The following is a 15,909-nucleotide window of genomic DNA, read 5'->3' on the forward strand; positions in this document are numbered from 1 at the left end:
GGATGTGCTGTCAGACTGTTGGTACGCCTTGGCTGCGCGACACGGACACATAGACTTCCAGCGCTGGCGGATCAGGAGGCGTGAATGGTGAGCGAGGCGATCACGGTGCTCGTGGTGGACGGGCATCAGACGTTCGCCGAGCTGCTCGGTGTGGCGCTGGCCGGGCAGCCCGAGCTGCACTACCTGGGTCATGCGCGTACGGGTGAACAGGCCATCCGGATGGTCCAGGAGCTGCGCCCCAACGTGGTGCTGCTCGACCCGGACCTGCCGGACGCGGACGGCATCGCCATCGCCGAGCTGCTGCGGCACCGCCTGCCCGACACCCGCTTCGTGATACTGACCGCGAACAACGAGTCCGCGCTGGTCGGACGCGCGACCGCGGCAGGGGCGTCGGGCTTCCTGTCGAAGAACGGCCCGCTCGGCGACGTGATGAACGCCATCCGCACCGCCCACGGCGGCGGCATGACCGTATCGACCGACATCCTCGCGCGGCTGCTGCGCAGCACCGCCCCGGTCGTCGGGCCGCGGGCCGGTGGGCTCACCGCGCGTGAGCACGAGGTGCTCGTGCTGATGGGTTCCGGCCTCGACCCGCGGGCGATCGCCCGGCGGCTCGGCATCAGCGTGCACACCTGCCGCGGCTACGTGAAGGCCGTGCTGGGCAAACTCGGCGCGCACAGCCAGCTTGAGGCGGTCGCGGTGGCCACCCGGCGGGGCCTGCTGCGGCCCGACGGAAATAACGCAGAGTAGTTCATTCTCTCACTCATCCGCGAGGCTGCGGAATCCGTACCACTCGCCGGAGCGCGCCGGGAAGCAGGCGCCGCGGGTGGGAGGGATTCGCGTGGAACGTCTGAGCAGCGATTCGTCCGATGTGTCCGCGGTGCTGGCCAGCCTGCCGGCCAACTCCGGTGCCGACTGGGCCAACAGGGACAAAAGATCGTTGAATCGCGGTCCCGGAGCCGACCCGCTGCCGTACCGGCGACCGCCGGCGGACAGCTCGCTCCGTGACGAGTGGGAGGACAACATGGCCGACTCCGGGAGCTGGAACGCTTTCGCCGCGCCCTCGGAGGGTGGCCGCCCACCCGCGCCCGAGCCGGAGTTCGGTCCGGCGCCGCCGGCCACGGGCGGACGGGCGTCGTTCGGCGTGAGCGCCGGGCCGATCAGCGGCCACTGGCGTGACGGCCGGCCGACCTCCGGCGGTCCGGGCGGGTCCACCTCGTCCGCGTCCGGGCCGGCTACGGCTTCCGCGTCCGGGCCCGTCTCGGCACCGGCGTCCGGACCCGCTCCGGGGTCCGCCCCCTCGCCTCACTCGTGGGCCGGGTCGCCGTCGCATGCCGCGCCCTCGCACGCCGCCCCCTCGCACGCCGCGCCGTCGTCGCATACTGCGTCCTCGCATACTGCGTCCTCGCACGCCGCGCCGTCGTCGCACGCCGCGCCGTCGTCGCACGCCGCGCCGTCGTCGCACGCCGCGCCCTCGCATGCCGCGCCGTCCTCGCATGCCGTGCCGGGTTCGCAGGCTTCCTCGTCGCAGGCCGTCCCGGGCTCGCATGCCGCGGCGCCGCATTCGCATGCCGCGCCGGCGGTTCCTCCGGCGCCGGACCACCACTGGGCGGACATGTCGGGTACGTCGCAATCGCGCGATCGGGCATCCGGTGTGGACGAGTGGTTCGACGCCGCCAACCCGGCGCGCACCGTCAGCGCCCAGTCCGTGCTCGACCGCTCCCGCCGTCCCCTGGCCGGATTTCCCCCCGCCGGCGCGGACGACCACATCGGGGACGTCCTCGACGGGCCGGGCCGCGAGATCCGGCCGCACCGGGCGCCCAAGCACCCCGCCGAGCCGGCGCCGGCGCCCGGGATGCCGGCCCCGCCGCGCCGCAACCGGGGCGTCATGGTCGCCGGCCTGGCGCTCACCGCCGCCGTGCTGCTCGGTGGCACGGTCGCCGGCGTCACCTACTTCTCCGGCTCCGACTCCGACCTCACGTCCGTGCTCGAGCTCGGCGTCGGCGCGACCTCGCAGCGTACGGTCACCGGGCCCCTCGAAGGCCGCACGGCGGCGAGCCTCGACCTGGTCAGCGCGGCGAAGCGGGTGACCGTGCGCAGCGAGGACCTCGGCGACAGCCTTTACAAGATGACGACGGCCGAGGATTCCGGCTTCCTGCCGAAGGCGGCGGTCGCGCAGGACGCCGTACGGCTGGAGCTCACTCCGGACGGCAAGGGCGACACCGGCACCGTGGAGGTCGTGCTCTCCGCCAAGGTCGTCTGGACCCTGCGCTTCTCCGGAGCCGCCGAGGAACAGGTCCTCGACCTGCAGTCCGGCCGGATCGCCGGAATCGACCTCATCGGCGGGGCCCGGCGCGCCCAGATCCAGCTGCCCGCCGCGGCCGGCACCGTGCCGCTGAAGGCCAGCGGCACGGTCGAGGAGCTCGCCATGACCTCGCCGGCCGGGAACCCGGTCCGGGTCCGGGTCAAGGGCGGCGCGACGACCGTCGCGGCGGGCGACAAGACGCTGCGCGACGTGCCGCCCGGGTCCACCGTGACGCCGAAGAACTGGGCGACCAACGACCGTTACGACGTCGAGGCCGACTCCCGGCTGATCCTCCTGTCGATCGACACCGCCCAGTGAGCTCCTCGATCGCCGCCATCCCTCGCTGAGTGGCGCCCCGGAGTGCGTCGGCTCGCCCTCACTCGCTGAGGAGCACTCCCGGGTTCAGCAGGCCTGCCGGGTCGAGCGCCGCCTTGATGCGGCGCATCGCGGCCACCTCGGCCGCCGAGCGCGACAGCGGCAGCCACCGCGCCTTGGCCCGGCCGACGCCGTGCTCGGAGCTGATGCTGCCCCGGCGGGCCGCGACCAGCCGCAGCACCGCGTCGGTGACCTCCTCGGCGTGCGCGCCGGCGTCGAGCACGTTGACGTGCAGGTTGCCCTCGCCCAGGTGACCGAAGATGATCGGCCGGGCGCCGGGCGCGGCCGCCGCCACCGTGCCGGGCAGGTCGGCGACGAGCCCGGCCAGCTCGCGCAGGGGCACGGAGACGTCCAGCTTCACCGGTACGCCGGCGGCGCTGATCGCCTCGGTGTGCGTCTCCCGGTACGCCCAGAGCCGCGCCACGCCCGTGACGTCCGAGGCCACCGTCGCGTCGCGCACGGCCTCGCACTCGCCGAGCACCTCGAGCAGGTCGTCGGTGGGATCGGTGCGCGCCGCGCACTCCAGCACCACGTACGCCGGGTGCGCCTCGGCGAACGGGGCGGCGAGGTTGCCGTGCGCCCGTACCAGATCGAGGCCCTCGGAGAGGAAGAGCTCGGCCGCCGCCAGGGCCGGAAGGCCGGCGCGTGCCGCGGCCAGCAGGTCGAGCGCGCCGGCGACACCGTCGACCGCGACCAGCGCGACCGCGCGGGCGGGCAGCAGCGGGACGAGCCGGAGCCGGACCTTCGTCACGATCGCCAGCGTGCCCTCGCTGCCGGCGAGCAGCTGGGCCAGGTCGTACCCGGTGTTGTCCTTGGCGAGGCCGACCAGCCGGCTCACCACGCTGCCGTCCGCGAGGACGGCCTCGATCCCGGTCACCTGCTCGCGCATGCTGCCGTAGCGCACCACCCGGATGCCGCCCGCGTTGGTGGCGACCAGGCCGCCGACCGTGGCGGCGGACCGGGCCGCGAGGTCGACGCCGACGTCCAGGCCGTGCGGCCGGGCGTGCTGCTGGAGCCGTTCCAGCGTCACGCCCGCGCCCACCGTCACCTGGGCCTCCAGCACGTCCACGCCCTCGAGGGACGTCAGCCGGCCGAGACTCAGCAGCACCTCGCCGCCGGCCGGCACGCCGCCGCCCACCAGACCGGTGTTGCCGCCCTGCACGGTCACGGCCACGCCGGCGGCGGCGCAGGCCCGCACCACCGCGGCCACCTCGCCGGTGTCCGCCGGCCGCACCACGCAGCGGGCCTGGCCGGAGAAGCGCCGGGTCCAGTCGGTCTGATACTGCGCCTTGAGGTCCTCGTCGACGAGGACGTGCTGGTCGCCGACGACGCCGCGCAGGACGTCCTCGAGATCGCTCACGACAGCACCCGGAGGCGGACCGTCTGGTTCATGCCGCGCAGCTGGTCCAGGACGTCGGCGCTGTACTCGCCGCTGATGTCGGTGATCAGGTAGCCGTACTCGCCGCGGGTGCTGAGCAGTTGACCCTCGACGTTGACCTGGTGCTCGGCGAGGATGCTGTTGACCTGGGCCAGTACGCCGGGCATGTTGACGTGCACGTGCACGATGCGGCTCATGCCGGGCTGGGCCGGCAGGGCGACGCTGGGCAGGTTGACGCTCAGCGTGGTGTTGCCCTCGTGCACGAAGTGCGCCAGCTTGTTGGCCACGAAGTCGCCGATGTCGGCCTGGGCCTCCTCGGTGGAGCCGCCGATGTGCGGGGTCAGGATGACGTTGGGCAGGCCCCGCAGCTCGGAGACGAACTCGTCGCCGCGGCCCTTGGGCTCCTTGGGGAAGACGTCCACCGCCGCGCCCGAGAGGTGGCCGCTGGTCAGCGCCTCCCGCAGGGCGACGTGGTCGACCACGATGCCGCGGGAAAGGTTGAGGAAGATCGCGCCCTGCCGCATCCGGGCGAACTGCTCCGCGCCGAAGAAGCCCGAGTTGCCGGGGCGGCCGTCGACGTGCAGGGTGACCACGTCGGCGGACTCCAGCAGCTCCTCCAGCGAGCTGCACCGCTGGGCGTTGCCGAGCGCGAGCTTGTCCGCCGTGTCGTAGAAGGACACGTGCATGCCGAGGTTCTCCGCCAGCACGGAGAGCTGGGTGCCGATGTTGCCGTACCCGACGATGCCGAGCCGCCGGCCCCGGACCTCGTGGCTGCCGTTGGCCGCCTTGTCCCAGACGCCGGCGTGCATGAGCTCGTTCTTCTCGGTCAGCCGCCGCGTCATCGCGATGATCTCGGCGAGCGCCAGCTCGACGACCGAGCGGGTGTTCGAGAACGGGGCGTTGAACACGGCGATGCCGGCCCGCGAGGCGGCGCCCAGGTCGATCTGGTCCGTGCCGATGCAGAAGGCGCCGATCGCGACGAGGCTGTCCGCGGCCTCCAGCACCTTGGCGGTGACCTGGGTCTTCGACCGGATGCCGAGCAGGTGCACGCCCGGGATCCGGTCGATGAGCTCGACCTCGTCGAGAGCGTTGCGCAGGGACTCGACCTGGTAACCCTCGGCTTCGAGCCGGGAGACCGCGTCGGGGTGGATGCTCTCGAGCAGCAGGACTCGCACCTTGGCTTGGTCGATCATCACTGTCCGTTTCCGTGTGGGGAATCGCTTCACCCGGGCCGCCACGCCGAAGCCCAGTTCACAGGCGTCCCAGCCTAGTGGCCGCCGGTCGAGGCGAACTCGACGGTGTGCTCGGTCCCACCCTCCGGGCGTCTCCTCTTCACCGCCTTCGCCGGAAAATGTCACACCGTCGCGGCAGGATGCGTCCATGCCCAACACGCCCGCCGTGGAGACCTCGGGTCTCGTCAAGGTATTCGGAGACAACCGCGCGGTCGACGGCGTCGACCTCACCGTTCCGCAAGGCACCGTGTACGGCCTGCTCGGCCCCAACGGCGCCGGCAAGACGACCGTCGTGCGTATGCTCGCCACCCTGCTGAGACCCGACGGCGGCCAGGCCCGGGTGTTCGGACACGACGTGGTCCGCGAGGCCGACGCGGTCCGCGGCCGGGTCAGCCTCACCGGGCAGTACGCCTCGGTCGACGAGGACCTCACCGGCACGGAGAACCTCGTCCTGCTCGCCCGCCTGCTCGGCCACGGCAAGCCGGCGGCCCGGGCCCGCGCCGCTCAGCTGCTCGAGGCGTTCGGCCTCACCGAGGCGGCGGACCGGCAGGTGAAGAAGTATTCGGGCGGGATGCGGCGGCGCATCGACATCGCCGCCAGCATCCTCAACACCCCCGACCTGTTGTTCCTGGACGAGCCGACCACCGGCCTCGACCCGCGCAGCCGCAACCAGGTCTGGGACATCGTGCGGGTCGTGGTCGCCCACGGCACCACGGTCCTGCTCACCACGCAGTATCTCGACGAGGCGGACCGGCTCGCCGGCCGGATCGCCGTGATCGACCACGGCAAGGTCATCGCGGAGGGCACACCGGGGGCGCTCAAGGCGTCGATCGGCGCGGGCACCGTGCACGTACGGCTGCGCGACGCCGCGCGGCGTCCCGAGGCCGAGCGCCTGCTGGCGGCGGTGCTGGGCGCCGGCGTGCAGGCCGGGGCCGATCCGGTCGCGCTCACCGCCCGGGCCGGTGCGAGCGGCTCCGAGCAGGGCGCGGCCGAGCAGGCGTCGCGGGCCCTCGCCGCGCTGGCCGGCGCCGGCATCGTGGTCGACGACTTCTCCCTGGGTCAGCCCAGCCTCGACGAGGTCTTCCTCGCGCTGACCGACAAGCCGCTCACCGAGGAGGCGACCGCATGACCATCACGACGACCGAGGCCACCGCCGTCTACACGCCGTCGGCGGAGACGCTGGCCGCCGTGCTCGCCCGCGAGGAACGCCCCAGCCGCCCCGGCGCGCTGGCCGCGTCGCTGACCTTCGGGTGGCGGGCGATGCTGAAGATCAAGCACGTCCCCGAGCAGCTCTTCGACGTGACGGCCTTCCCGATCATCATGACGCTGATGTTCACGTACCTCTTCGGCGGTGCGCTGGCCGGCTCGACCCGGGAATACCTGCAGTTCCTGCTTCCCGGCATCATGGTCACCAGCGTCGTGATGATCACGATGTACACCGGCGTGGGGCTGAACACCGACATCGAGAAGGGCGTCTTCGACCGTTTCCGCTCCCTGCCGGTCTGGCGGCCCGCGGCCCTGGTCGGCATGATCTTCGGCGACGTCCTGCGCTACGTCCTGGCCGCGACGACCATCATGATCGTCGGCCTGGTCCTCGGCTTCCGCCCGTCCGGCGGCTTCGCCGGCGTCGCCGCGGGCGTGGGCCTGCTGGTGGTCTTCTCCTTCGCCTTCTCCTGGATCTGGACCATGTTCGGCCTGTTCCTGAGGTCGGAGAAGTCGGTCATGGGCGTGAGCATGCTGGTGCTGTTCCCCCTGACGTTCCTGAGCAACGTCTTCGTGGACCCCGGCACGATGCCCGGCTGGCTGCAGGCCTTCGTCGAGGTCAATCCGATCACCCACCTGGTCGCGGCGGTCCGTTCGCTGATGGCCGGCGACTGGGATTCGGGCGAGACCCTGTGGGTCCTGATCGCGAGCGCGGTGCTCGTCGCCGTCTTCGGCCCGCTCACCATGCGCCTCTACAACCGCAAATGACGACGTCCGCGGCTCCGGCGGAGGAGTGGCGGCTGTGGCTGCAGGCTCGCGCGGAGGAGACTCGGCGGCGCCGCACGGCCGCCGCGGCGGCCCGGCGCGACCGCTGCCGGCGCCGTGCCCACGGCCTGGCGGCCCGGCACGCGTCGCGGCTGGCCCGGCTGCACGAGGACACGCACCCGTTTCCGCCCGACCCGGCCTGCTCCGACTAGAGAGGCCCTCCGGCGCTTGGCGCCGTGACCCCGCTGTGGCAGCGTCCCGGCGCGGCGACGCTTCGGCGACCAGCTACGGCGTGTCAGCCTGGGACGACTGGAGGGCCCGGCGGCGCGGTGCCAGAAACGTCCGGTCGTGCGCCCAGCGTGCCGGGGAGAGCCCGTGCTTGCGCATGACCCGCAGCGCCTCCTCCACGACGAAGACGCCCAGCATGCCGGCAAGCCCGGCCAGCAGCGTCTGCGCGATGTCAGCCCAGGAAACAAGCACTTGGTGATCCCCCTACCCGTCGTTGGTCCTCAGTCTCGATCCGGCGCGTAGCCGGATGCGAAGCGACCCGGTTGCAGGATGGATGCGAGCGTCCCGGCCCGCGGCGGCCGGCAACGCCCGCAGCGTCCGGGCATTCCAGGCGGCCGGCCGGACAGCGGCGACTACGGGCCGACCTTCACTTTGATGGTGGATCCGGCGGAATAGCTGTCAGAAATCTGCAGGTATGCGAGGGTCGTGTCGGACGGCACTTCGAACACCAGAAGCTGATCCACGGTCTTTCCGGGATCGATCGGTTCCTTGAGGCTGCTCCCTTTGTTCGCGTAGTCCTCAGCGACCACGTCACTGTAGAGAACGCGTTCCGTCGGGCTCGTGGCCTTCAGGCTCAACGTCGGATAGGTGTCGGTCTTCTCGCCGACGTTCTTCGCCGAGAACGAGACCACGCAGAACTTGCCCTTGGCCTTCTGGGTCGCGGTGTCGTCGTAGGGCGTCGACGGGTCGTCGGGCTTGGTGATCGCCTTCTTGCTGCAGTCGACGCTGCGGACCGTCGCCTCGAACGAATTGACTCGTGCCGTGGTGCCGACCGCCACCTCTTCCACCTTGTCGGACGATCCCAGAAAGTCGCCGCCGGAGTCGGAGAACATGGACGAGAACATCAGCACCAACATGGTGCCCATCGCCAGCACGGCTCCCACGGCGTAGATCAGCACCATCAGCTTCTGGCGGCGGATCGCCTCGGGCGTCTGGGTGAACGTCCGAGCGGTGCTGATGGTGATGTTCGGCATGCCCGCGCCGCCCGGGCCGACCGGCCAGCCGGTCCGCGCGGCCTGCGGCGCCGGCATGAGCACCTCCCGCCGGCAGTACGGGCACCGCAGCACACCCGCGCCGTGGTCGACCTCCATCCCGGCTCCGCAGGACGGGCAGCTGGAGGAGACGGCGGCGGACTTCCCCGGGCCGTTCATCGGGGCATCGGGGGCGGCATGTGGGCGAACAGGTGCGCGAGCTCGGGTACGTCCGCGGCCCGCGCCCACTGAGCCATCCCGGCCCGCCACACCAGCGTCTCCCGGGTGATCGCACCGGCGCCCACCTGGCCGGTGAGGGTGCCGAGATCGAACGGTCCCTGCTGACTGCCGTGCACACCCACGTACCACTGCGGGGTCACCGGCAACGGAGGCGGCTGTACGGGTGCGGGCGCGTGACCGGCGGTCCCGTCGACGGCCCCGCCCAGGCGCTGGCCGAAGAGCATCCCGACGCCCAGCCCCGTGCCCAGGCCCGCCGCTCCGGGGTTCCGGGCGGCGTCCTCGATGGCGTTGGCGGTCTGGAACGTCGTGTACCGCTGCAGGTCGCCGATGATGCCCATCTGCGTACGCCGGTCGAGCGCCTGCTCCACCTCCGGCGGCACCGAGATGTTCTGCACGATGACGGTCGGAATCCCCAGCCCCATCGGGGCGAGCTGCTCGGCGAGCGCCGCGGTGAGCTGCGTACCGATGGCCTCCTGGTGGGCCGCCATGTCGAGCAGGGAGACGTGGGCGGTGGCCAGCGCGGAGGTCAGCCTGCTCACGATCATCTGCTGGAGGTAGCCGGCGACCTCCTCGGAACGGAACTGCGGGTCCGTGCCCACGAGCTCGGTGAGGAGCCGGCGCGGGTCGACGACCCGCAGCGCGTACGCGCCGTACGCGCGGAGCCGGACCATGCCGAATTCCGGATCCCGGACGATGACGGGATTCTGGGTGCCCCATTTGAGGTCGGTGAACTGCCGGGTGTTGACGAAGTACACCTCGGCCTTGAACGGCGACTCGAATCCGTACTTCCAACCCTTCAGGGTGGACAGTACCGGCAGATTCTGGGTGTTCAGGACGTGCGTGCCGGGACCGAAGGCGTCCGCGATGGTGCCCTCGTTCACGAAGACGGCCATCTGGGATTCGCGCACCACGAGGCGGGCGCCCATCTTGATCTCGTTGTGATACCGCGGGAACCGCCAGACGATCGTGTCGCGGCTGGCATCCAGCCACTCCACGATATCGATGAATTCACCGCGTATCTTATCCAGCATCGCCATTCGGACCTACCCGACATCTCCGAGCCGGCCGGTGCTCGGCCCGCGTCATCCGGCGGCATGATATCAACCATGATCAACGCCGCCGCACGCCTTTCGGGCAGCTCCCGCGGCCCTCGCCCCGGCGGTGAACAGGGAAGATCGAGGAGTCGGGCACATTGCAAAGAATGCGGCGAGTAATGGCGCGCCCGGCAGGATTCGAACCTGCGACCGACGGATTAGAAGTCCGTTGCTCTATCCGCTGAGCTACGAGCGCCTGGCCTGCACATACTAGAGTCCTCCCGGCCCCGAGGCGAGCCGGATGTCAGGCCGTCGGTGTGTCCGCTTTGCCCCCGGTCGTCTCGCCGGCCCTCGTCGCCTCCGCCTCCACCCGGGCCGTCGCCTCCGGGCTGTCCTCCGGGGCGGGCGGGATCTCCTCCAGCGGCGTGCCCCGCGGCGGCAGGAAGGCGTCCACCCAGCGTCCCAGCTCCCGGAACACTTCCTCGCGGACCTCCTTGCCCGACAACGTCAGGTCGTGCATGCCGCCGTCGAAGCGGGCGATCGTCACCCGCGGCCCGAGCCGCGGCGCCCACCTGACGATGTGTTCCACATCGAGAACCGAGTCGGTCACCCGGGCGTCCTCCGACCACGCTCGGCCCCGGAACGTACGGGTGGAGCACGCCACCAGCACCGGGGCGTTGATCGCCAGCCCGGCACGCAGCCGGGCCTGGCCGCGGCGGATCGCCTCCAGCCAGCCCATCCGTACGGGGAAGCCCAGCAGCGGCTTCCAGTCGAGCTCGTACGTCCACTCGCCACGGTGGTCCGAGTGCAGGCTCTGCCCGTACACGCCGAGCGTGCCGACCGGCAGGACCCGGTAGGGGTTGCGTGCGCTCGTCCGCCCGACGAGCTGGATCAGCGGGCGGCGTAGCAACCACGGCACGTTGAAGTCGAAGAACGGGCTGTTGAGGAAGAGGCCGTCGACGATGCCCCGGTCGCTGCGGGCATGCGACCACAGCGAGGTGATCAGGCCTCCGGTGGAGTGGCCCGCGACCAGGAGTTGGTCGTGGCCGTCCTGTTCGCGGATGATCCGGGCCGCCTCGTCGAGCTCCGGGAAGTATTCCGTCAGGCTGCGGGCGAAGTTCGGCGTCTGGTGGGGGAGCAGGCTGCGGCCGTACTTGCGCAGGTCGAGCGCATAGAAGTCCCAGCCGCGCTCGACGAAGAAGTCCGCCAGGTGGGTCTGGAAGAAGTAGTCGACGAAGCCGTGCACGTACAGCACCGCGCGCCGAGAGGGGGTCTCCCCGCGGCGCCGCACGAGGGTCGCGACCACCGGGCCCTCGTCGTCGGTGCCCAGGTCGATGGTGTGCCGCTCGTACGGCGGGCCCAGGACGTCGGTCTCCACGCCCGTAGGTTACCCGCGCGTAGGGGTAGGTGCGCCATAGCAGGATCGGTCGATCTTCGTGAGTTTTCCCCAACGTGCCGTCGTCCACAGGCCGGCGGGGCACTTTCTGCGGCCGCGGCGGTCTGCGCTGCACGCTTCTCCCCACGAACTCGACCGATTGAGGAGAAGCGATGTTCGACACCAACATTGTCGTGATCGGCAACGTGCTCACCGCGCCGGAATGGCGGCGGACGGCCAACTCCCAGACGCTCGTGGCCAACTTCCGGGTCGCGTCGACGGCACGCCGGCTGGACAAGGAGACCGGCCGCTGGGTCGACGGAAACCACCTTCGCGTACGCGTCAACTGCTGGCGCCGTCTCGCCGAGGGCGTGGCGTCCTCGGTCACGGTCGGCGACCCGGTGGTCGTGGCGGGACGCCTCTACACCCGCGACTGGACGGACTCGGAGGGCAATCTGCGCACGACGTACGAGATGGAGGCCGTCTCCGTCGGTCACGACCTGTCCCGCGGCCGCGCCAAGTTCTTCCGCACCAAGCCGGCCGCGACCGCGGCGGTGGAGAACCCGGAATCGGGGGACAAGGTGCGCGGCGAGGCGGCCACCCCGATCCCGGACGAGGACGCCCCCGCGGTGTACGGCGACGGCCTCCCCGACGGCGACGAACCGGCCTTCGCCGACGTGCCGGTCCGCACCCCGGAAGGGTTCGACCCGGTGGCGGCGCTCCGCGGCGGGGGCTTCGAGCCGTTCGACACGGGAATCACGGTTCCGCCCGCCGCGGCCGACATGTCGTCCGGCGCGGAGTCCGAGCGGCTCAGGCGGGAGGCGGAGATGCTCGTCGACCCGCTCGTCGGCGACGCGCACTCCACCGCACCGGCCACCGAGTCCACTGATGAAGCGGTCTCCGCGCGGCCGGCTCGTGCCGAGCAGGCCTCGGTCGAGCGGGCCTCGGTCGAGCGGGCCTCCGTCGAGCGGGCCTCGGCCGAGCAGCCCTCCGTCGAGCAGCCCTCCGTCGAGCGGGCCGCCGCGGAGCAGGCCTCCGCCGAGCCGGGCGGCGCGCGGGCGACGGCCGAGCCGAGCCCCCGGCGCATGCGGGGACGGGCTCCGCGCCGGCAGCCGGTCGCCGTCTGACCGGCCATGGACCGCCGCCGTTGCGCGGCCGCCTTCCCCCCGCGGCCTCGGAACGGCGGCACCAGCCCAGCCCCTGCCCCCGACGAGACGGGCCGATCCGGCCGGCGCCCGAACCTCCGCGGTCGCCGCCGATCGCCCGGTCGGGCGCGGCGCGGGGCTGGGAGCCGGAGCCCCGCGCCAGGGTCGGGCGCGCGGCATCCGGCCCGCCCGGGTGGGTGTTCGGTGGTCGGCACCCGCCTGGGCGGCATAGCCGCTCGTCGCACGGGAGCGAGCGAGCGGCCCGGCCCGGTCGCCGTGCCTCGGCGGCGACCGGGCCTCCCACCCCACCCGGCCGCGGCGGCGTGCCCGAGCGCGGCGGCCGGTCCGGCACGGCGGCGGGGAGCTGGCCGCCGGCCCGGGTGGTGGCGGGAGACGGCGGCCGGGGTGGGGCGGATTCCGGGCACTGCGAGACGGCGCGGCGGCGCTCACTAGGGTGGTCAGGATGGGACGAGCAAGGCGGGCCGCGATCGTCGCCGACGCGGCCGGGATCGTGGCGGGTTACCTGCTGGATTCCGTGTTCGGTGATCCGCGGCGTTTCCACCCCGTGGCCGGCTTCGGCCGCGCCGCCGCCGCGCTCGAGCGGCGTCTCTACGCGCCGACCCGGCGTGCCGGCACGGCCTTCGCCGTTGTCGCCGTGGGCCTGCCCGTGGCGGCGGGAGCCGGCCTTTCCGTGGTGACGCGCCGATGCCCGCCCGCGCGGGCGGCCTTGACGGCCGCGGCGACCTGGACCGTGCTCGGCGGGCGGACGTTGCGGCGGGAGGCCCGGGTCATGGCCGGTCATCTGGAGCGTGCCGAGCTCGACGCCGCCCGGGGACGGCTGAACCATCTCTGCGGGCGTGACCCCTCCGCCCTCGACGAGCCCGAACTGGCCCGCGCCACCGTCGAGTCCGTCGCCGAGAACACCTCCGACGCCGTCGTCGCCCCGCTGCTCTGGGGTGGTGTCGCCGGACTGCCGGGGCTGCTCGGCTACCGGGCGGCGAACACCCTGGACGCCATGGTGGGGCATCGCTCCTCCCGGTACGCCCGCTTCGGCACCGCGTCCGCCCGGCTCGACGATGTGCTCAACCTCGCGCCCTCGCGGCTGACCGGTGTGCTGACCATCGCCGCCGCGCCGCTCGCTCGGGGGTGGCCCGGGGAGGCGCTGCGGGTGTGGCGGCGGGACCGGCTCGACCATCCGAGCCCCAACGCGGGCCAGTGCGAGTCGGCGATGGCCGGGGCGCTGGGCGTGCGGCTGGGGGGACGCAACGTCTACTTCGGACGTACGGAGGTCCGGCCCTTCCTGGGCGACGGACCGCGACCGTCGGCCGCCCACGTGCGCAGGGCCGCACGCCTCTCCGGCGCGGTCGGGCTGGCGGCGGCCGGGATCGCTGCGGGAACGGCTCTCGCCCGGGGCCTCGCCCGAGAATCCCGGCGCCGTGGCCGGAACGCCCCGGATGCCGACGGGGGACGTCGATGAGCGGCGGCCTGCTGGTCGCCGGGACCACTTCGGACGCCGGCAAGAGTGTGCTCACCGCCGGGATCTGCCGGTGGCTGCGCCGCCAGGGGGTCAAGGTGGCCCCGTTCAAGGCGCAGAACATGTCGAACAACTCGGTCGTCGTAGTGGGCGCCGACGGGCGTGGCGGGGAGATCGGGCGGGCGCAGGCGATGCAGGCCGCCGCCTGCGGGATCGCGCCGGACATCCGGTTCAACCCGGTGTTGCTCAAGCCGGGCAGCGATCTCTCCAGCCAGGTCGTGCTGCTCGGCGAGGCCGTGGACACGGTCACCGCGGGCAACTACCGCGCGTTGCGGCCGAAGCTCGCCGAGACCGCGCATGCCGCTCTTGCCGCCCTGCGTGCCGAGTACGACGTCGTCATCTGTGAGGGTGCCGGGAGCCCGGCCGAGATCAACCTGCGGGACGGCGACTTCGTCAACATGGGTCTCGCGCGCCAGGCCGGCCTTCCGGCGATCGTGGTCGGCGACATCGACCGTGGCGGCGTCTTCGCCGCGCTGTTCGGGACCGTGGCCCTGCTCAGCCCCGAGGACCAGGCGCTGGTCAGCGGTTTCGTCATCAACAAGTTCCGGGGCGACCTCGGCCTGCTGCGCCCGGGACTGGACATGATCACCGCGGCCACGGGGCGGCCGGTGCACGGAGTGCTGCCCTTCGACCTCGACATCTGGCTCGACGCCGAGGACTCGCTGGCGTACGGCCGGACGCTCGGGCGGCCGGCTCAGCCGCGCGGCACCGAATGGTTGCGCGTGGCCGTGGTGCGGCTTCCGCGGATCTCCAACGCCACCGACGCCGAGGCGCTGGCGACCGAGCCGGGCGTGCGGGTGCGGCTCACCGTCGAGCCCGCCGAGATCGCGGAGGCCGATCTCGTCGTCCTGCCCGGATCGAAGGCCACCGTCAGCGACCTGGCGTGGCTGCGCGAGACCGGGCTGGCCGACGCGATCCGCGCGCACGCCGCCGCCGGCAAACCGCTGGTCGGGATCTGCGGCGGCTTCCAGATGCTCTCCGAGACCATCCACGACGAGGTGGAGAGCCGCCGCGGCACCGTTCCCGGCCTCGGGTTGCTGCCGGTCGAGATCACCTTCGGCGCGCGCAAGACCCTGGCCCGGTCGCGCGGCGCGGCCTGGGAGCAGGTCCCGGTCGCCGGCTACGAGATCCATCACGGGTACGTCTCCCGCGGCGCACCGGAGCCGTTCCTGCACTACGCGGACGGTACGCCGGAGGGAGCCGTGGTCGGCGCCGTCCGGGGCACGCACTGGCATGGTGCCTTCGAGTCCGACGAGTTCCGCCGGCGCTTCCTCACCGAGGCCGCGCGGCAGGCGGGCCGGCACGGCTTCGTGGTGGCTCCCGGCACCCGCTTCGCCGCCGTCCGCGAGAAGGCGCTCGACACCCTCGGCGACCTCGTCGAGGAGCACCTCGACACGGACGCGCTGTGGCGCCTGATCGAGTCCGGCCCACCCGGCGGACTGCCGTTCATCCCGCCGGGAGCGCCCGGTGGGTAGCTTCTCCGCGCTCGCCGCGCGGATTCTGGCGACCGAGCCCCGGCTCGGGTCCGTACGGCTCGTGGCCGTCGACGGGCCGAGCGGCGCGGGCAAGAGCTGGTTCGCCGGCCGGCTGGCGCAGGCCGCCGGCATCCCGGTCGTGCACACCGACGACCTGCTGGACGGCTGGGACGACCAGTTCACCTTCTGGGCCCGGCTCGAGGAACAGGTGCTGGAGCCGCTGCGCCACGGCCGCTCTGCCAGGTATCTGCGCTACTCGTGGGAGCGGCAGTGCTTCTCGGGAAGCCCTGTCGTCGTCGAGCCTGCTGCGGCCGTACTCGTCGAAGGGGTCTCGTCCGCGCGCCGGGCGATCCGGCCGGAGCTTTCCTTCTCGGTCTTCGTGACGGCTCCCGCCGATCTGCGGTGGCGGCGGGCCTTGGCACGTGACGGGCGCGACGATGTTGCCTTCCGGGCGTATCTTGAGCGCTGGCGCGCCGCCGAGGACGAGCACTTCGCCGCGGAGGGCACCGCCGCACAGGTGGACCTGGTGGTCGACGGTGCCGCCGAGGGGTTCGCGGACCGTTACGAGGCTGTGTGAGCAGCGGGAACGGGG

The 15,909-nt window shown here is 72.5% G+C and carries 16 protein-coding genes and 1 tRNA gene; 9 read left to right on the plus strand and 8 right to left on the minus strand.

What is annotated here, in order from left to right:
• Window positions 1-84: 84 nt before the first annotated feature.
• Window positions 85-747, plus strand: coding sequence for a response regulator (locus IEY99_RS27420; RefSeq protein ID WP_189206970.1), 663 nt, complete (start codon window positions 85-87; stop codon window positions 745-747).
• 555 nt (window positions 748-1,302) lie between these two features.
• Here the strand turns inward: IEY99_RS27420 and IEY99_RS27425 are convergent.
• Window positions 1,303-1,614 carry a hypothetical protein gene (locus IEY99_RS27425; RefSeq protein WP_189206971.1) on the minus strand — a complete coding sequence of 104 codons (312 nt, stop codon included), beginning with the start codon at window positions 1,612-1,614 and terminating at the stop codon, window positions 1,303-1,305.
• A gap of 37 nt (window positions 1,615-1,651) precedes the next feature.
• Between IEY99_RS27425 and IEY99_RS27430 the strand changes: the two genes are divergently transcribed.
• On the plus strand, window positions 1,652-2,620 hold the full coding sequence (locus IEY99_RS27430) for a hypothetical protein (RefSeq protein WP_189206972.1): 969 nt from the start codon (window positions 1,652-1,654) through the stop codon (window positions 2,618-2,620).
• 58 nt (window positions 2,621-2,678) lie between these two features.
• Here IEY99_RS27430 and IEY99_RS27435 read toward each other — a convergent pair whose 3' ends face one another.
• Both IEY99_RS27435 and serA read right to left on the minus strand, forming a co-directional pair.
• A complete protein-coding gene (locus IEY99_RS27435; RefSeq protein ID WP_189206973.1) occupies window positions 2,679-4,037 on the minus strand; it encodes an FAD-binding oxidoreductase in 1,359 nt (452 codons plus the stop codon).
• Window positions 4,034-5,248, minus strand: coding sequence for a phosphoglycerate dehydrogenase (gene serA / locus IEY99_RS27440; RefSeq protein ID WP_189207048.1), 1,215 nt, complete (start codon window positions 5,246-5,248; stop codon window positions 4,034-4,036). Before serA ends, IEY99_RS27435 begins: the two co-directional genes overlap by 4 nt.
• A gap of 187 nt (window positions 5,249-5,435) precedes the next feature.
• Here serA and IEY99_RS27445 point away from each other — a divergent pair, with 187 nt between their 5' ends.
• Genes IEY99_RS27445 through IEY99_RS27455 form a run of 3 tightly spaced genes read left to right on the plus strand, consistent with a single transcriptional unit; the run spans window position 5,436 to window position 7,467 of the window.
• The gene (locus IEY99_RS27445) at window positions 5,436-6,416 is read left to right on the plus strand and encodes an ATP-binding cassette domain-containing protein (RefSeq protein ID WP_189206974.1); all 981 of its coding nucleotides are present in this window, start codon (window positions 5,436-5,438) and stop codon (window positions 6,414-6,416) included.
• On the plus strand, window positions 6,413-7,258 hold the full coding sequence (locus IEY99_RS27450; RefSeq protein WP_189206975.1) for an ABC transporter permease: 846 nt from the start codon (window positions 6,413-6,415) through the stop codon (window positions 7,256-7,258). The genes IEY99_RS27445 and IEY99_RS27450 overlap by 4 nt, the downstream gene beginning before the upstream one ends.
• Window positions 7,255-7,467: a hypothetical protein gene (locus IEY99_RS27455; RefSeq protein ID WP_189206976.1), complete on the plus strand. Its 213-nt coding sequence runs from the start codon at window positions 7,255-7,257 to the stop codon at window positions 7,465-7,467. Before IEY99_RS27450 ends, IEY99_RS27455 begins: the two co-directional genes overlap by 4 nt.
• Before the next feature lie 73 nt (window positions 7,468-7,540).
• On the opposite strand, the gene IEY99_RS27460 is transcribed toward IEY99_RS27455, so the two are convergent.
• The 5 genes from IEY99_RS27460 to IEY99_RS27480 all read right to left on the minus strand — a co-directional run bounded on the left by IEY99_RS27460 (window position 7,541) and on the right by IEY99_RS27480 (window position 11,166).
• The gene (locus IEY99_RS27460) at window positions 7,541-7,735 is read right to left on the minus strand and encodes a hypothetical protein (protein ID WP_189206977.1); all 195 of its coding nucleotides are present in this window, start codon (window positions 7,733-7,735) and stop codon (window positions 7,541-7,543) included.
• A 161-nt stretch (window positions 7,736-7,896) separates the two neighbouring features.
• Complete coding sequence (locus tag IEY99_RS27465; protein ID WP_189206978.1) at window positions 7,897-8,634, minus strand: DUF4352 domain-containing protein; 738 nt, start codon at window positions 8,632-8,634, stop codon at window positions 7,897-7,899.
• A gap of 56 nt (window positions 8,635-8,690) precedes the next feature.
• Window positions 8,691-9,749: an SPFH domain-containing protein gene (locus IEY99_RS27470; protein WP_229799297.1), complete on the minus strand. Its 1,059-nt coding sequence runs from the start codon at window positions 9,747-9,749 to the stop codon at window positions 8,691-8,693.
• A gap of 219 nt (window positions 9,750-9,968) precedes the next feature.
• Window positions 9,969-10,044, minus strand: a tRNA-Arg gene (locus tag IEY99_RS27475).
• A 48-nt stretch (window positions 10,045-10,092) separates the two neighbouring features.
• Window positions 10,093-11,166 (minus strand): alpha/beta hydrolase, encoded by a 1,074-nt coding sequence (locus IEY99_RS27480; RefSeq protein ID WP_189206980.1) that lies wholly within the window; start codon window positions 11,164-11,166, stop codon window positions 10,093-10,095.
• 170 nt (window positions 11,167-11,336) lie between these two features.
• Between IEY99_RS27480 and ssb the strand changes: the two genes are divergently transcribed.
• The 4 genes from ssb to IEY99_RS27500 all read left to right on the plus strand — a co-directional run bounded on the left by ssb (window position 11,337) and on the right by IEY99_RS27500 (window position 15,894).
• Entirely contained in the window at window positions 11,337-12,290 is a 954-nt protein-coding gene (gene ssb, locus IEY99_RS27485) for a single-stranded DNA-binding protein (RefSeq protein WP_189206981.1), read from the plus strand.
• A gap of 481 nt (window positions 12,291-12,771) precedes the next feature.
• Window positions 12,772-13,785, plus strand: coding sequence for a cobalamin biosynthesis protein (locus IEY99_RS27490; protein ID WP_189206982.1), 1,014 nt, complete (start codon window positions 12,772-12,774; stop codon window positions 13,783-13,785).
• Window positions 13,782-15,317 carry a cobyric acid synthase gene (locus IEY99_RS27495; protein ID WP_189206983.1) on the plus strand — a complete coding sequence of 512 codons (1,536 nt, stop codon included), beginning with the start codon at window positions 13,782-13,784 and terminating at the stop codon, window positions 15,315-15,317. The genes IEY99_RS27490 and IEY99_RS27495 overlap by 4 nt, the downstream gene beginning before the upstream one ends.
• On the plus strand, window positions 15,310-15,894 hold the full coding sequence (locus IEY99_RS27500; RefSeq protein WP_189206984.1) for a uridine kinase family protein: 585 nt from the start codon (window positions 15,310-15,312) through the stop codon (window positions 15,892-15,894). Before IEY99_RS27495 ends, IEY99_RS27500 begins: the two co-directional genes overlap by 8 nt.
• The last annotated feature ends 15 nt before the right edge of the window (window positions 15,895-15,909 follow it).

Origin of the sequence: Couchioplanes azureus (assembly GCF_014648355.1) — a bacterium.
GTDB lineage: Bacteria > Actinomycetota > Actinomycetes > Mycobacteriales > Micromonosporaceae > Actinoplanes > Actinoplanes azureus.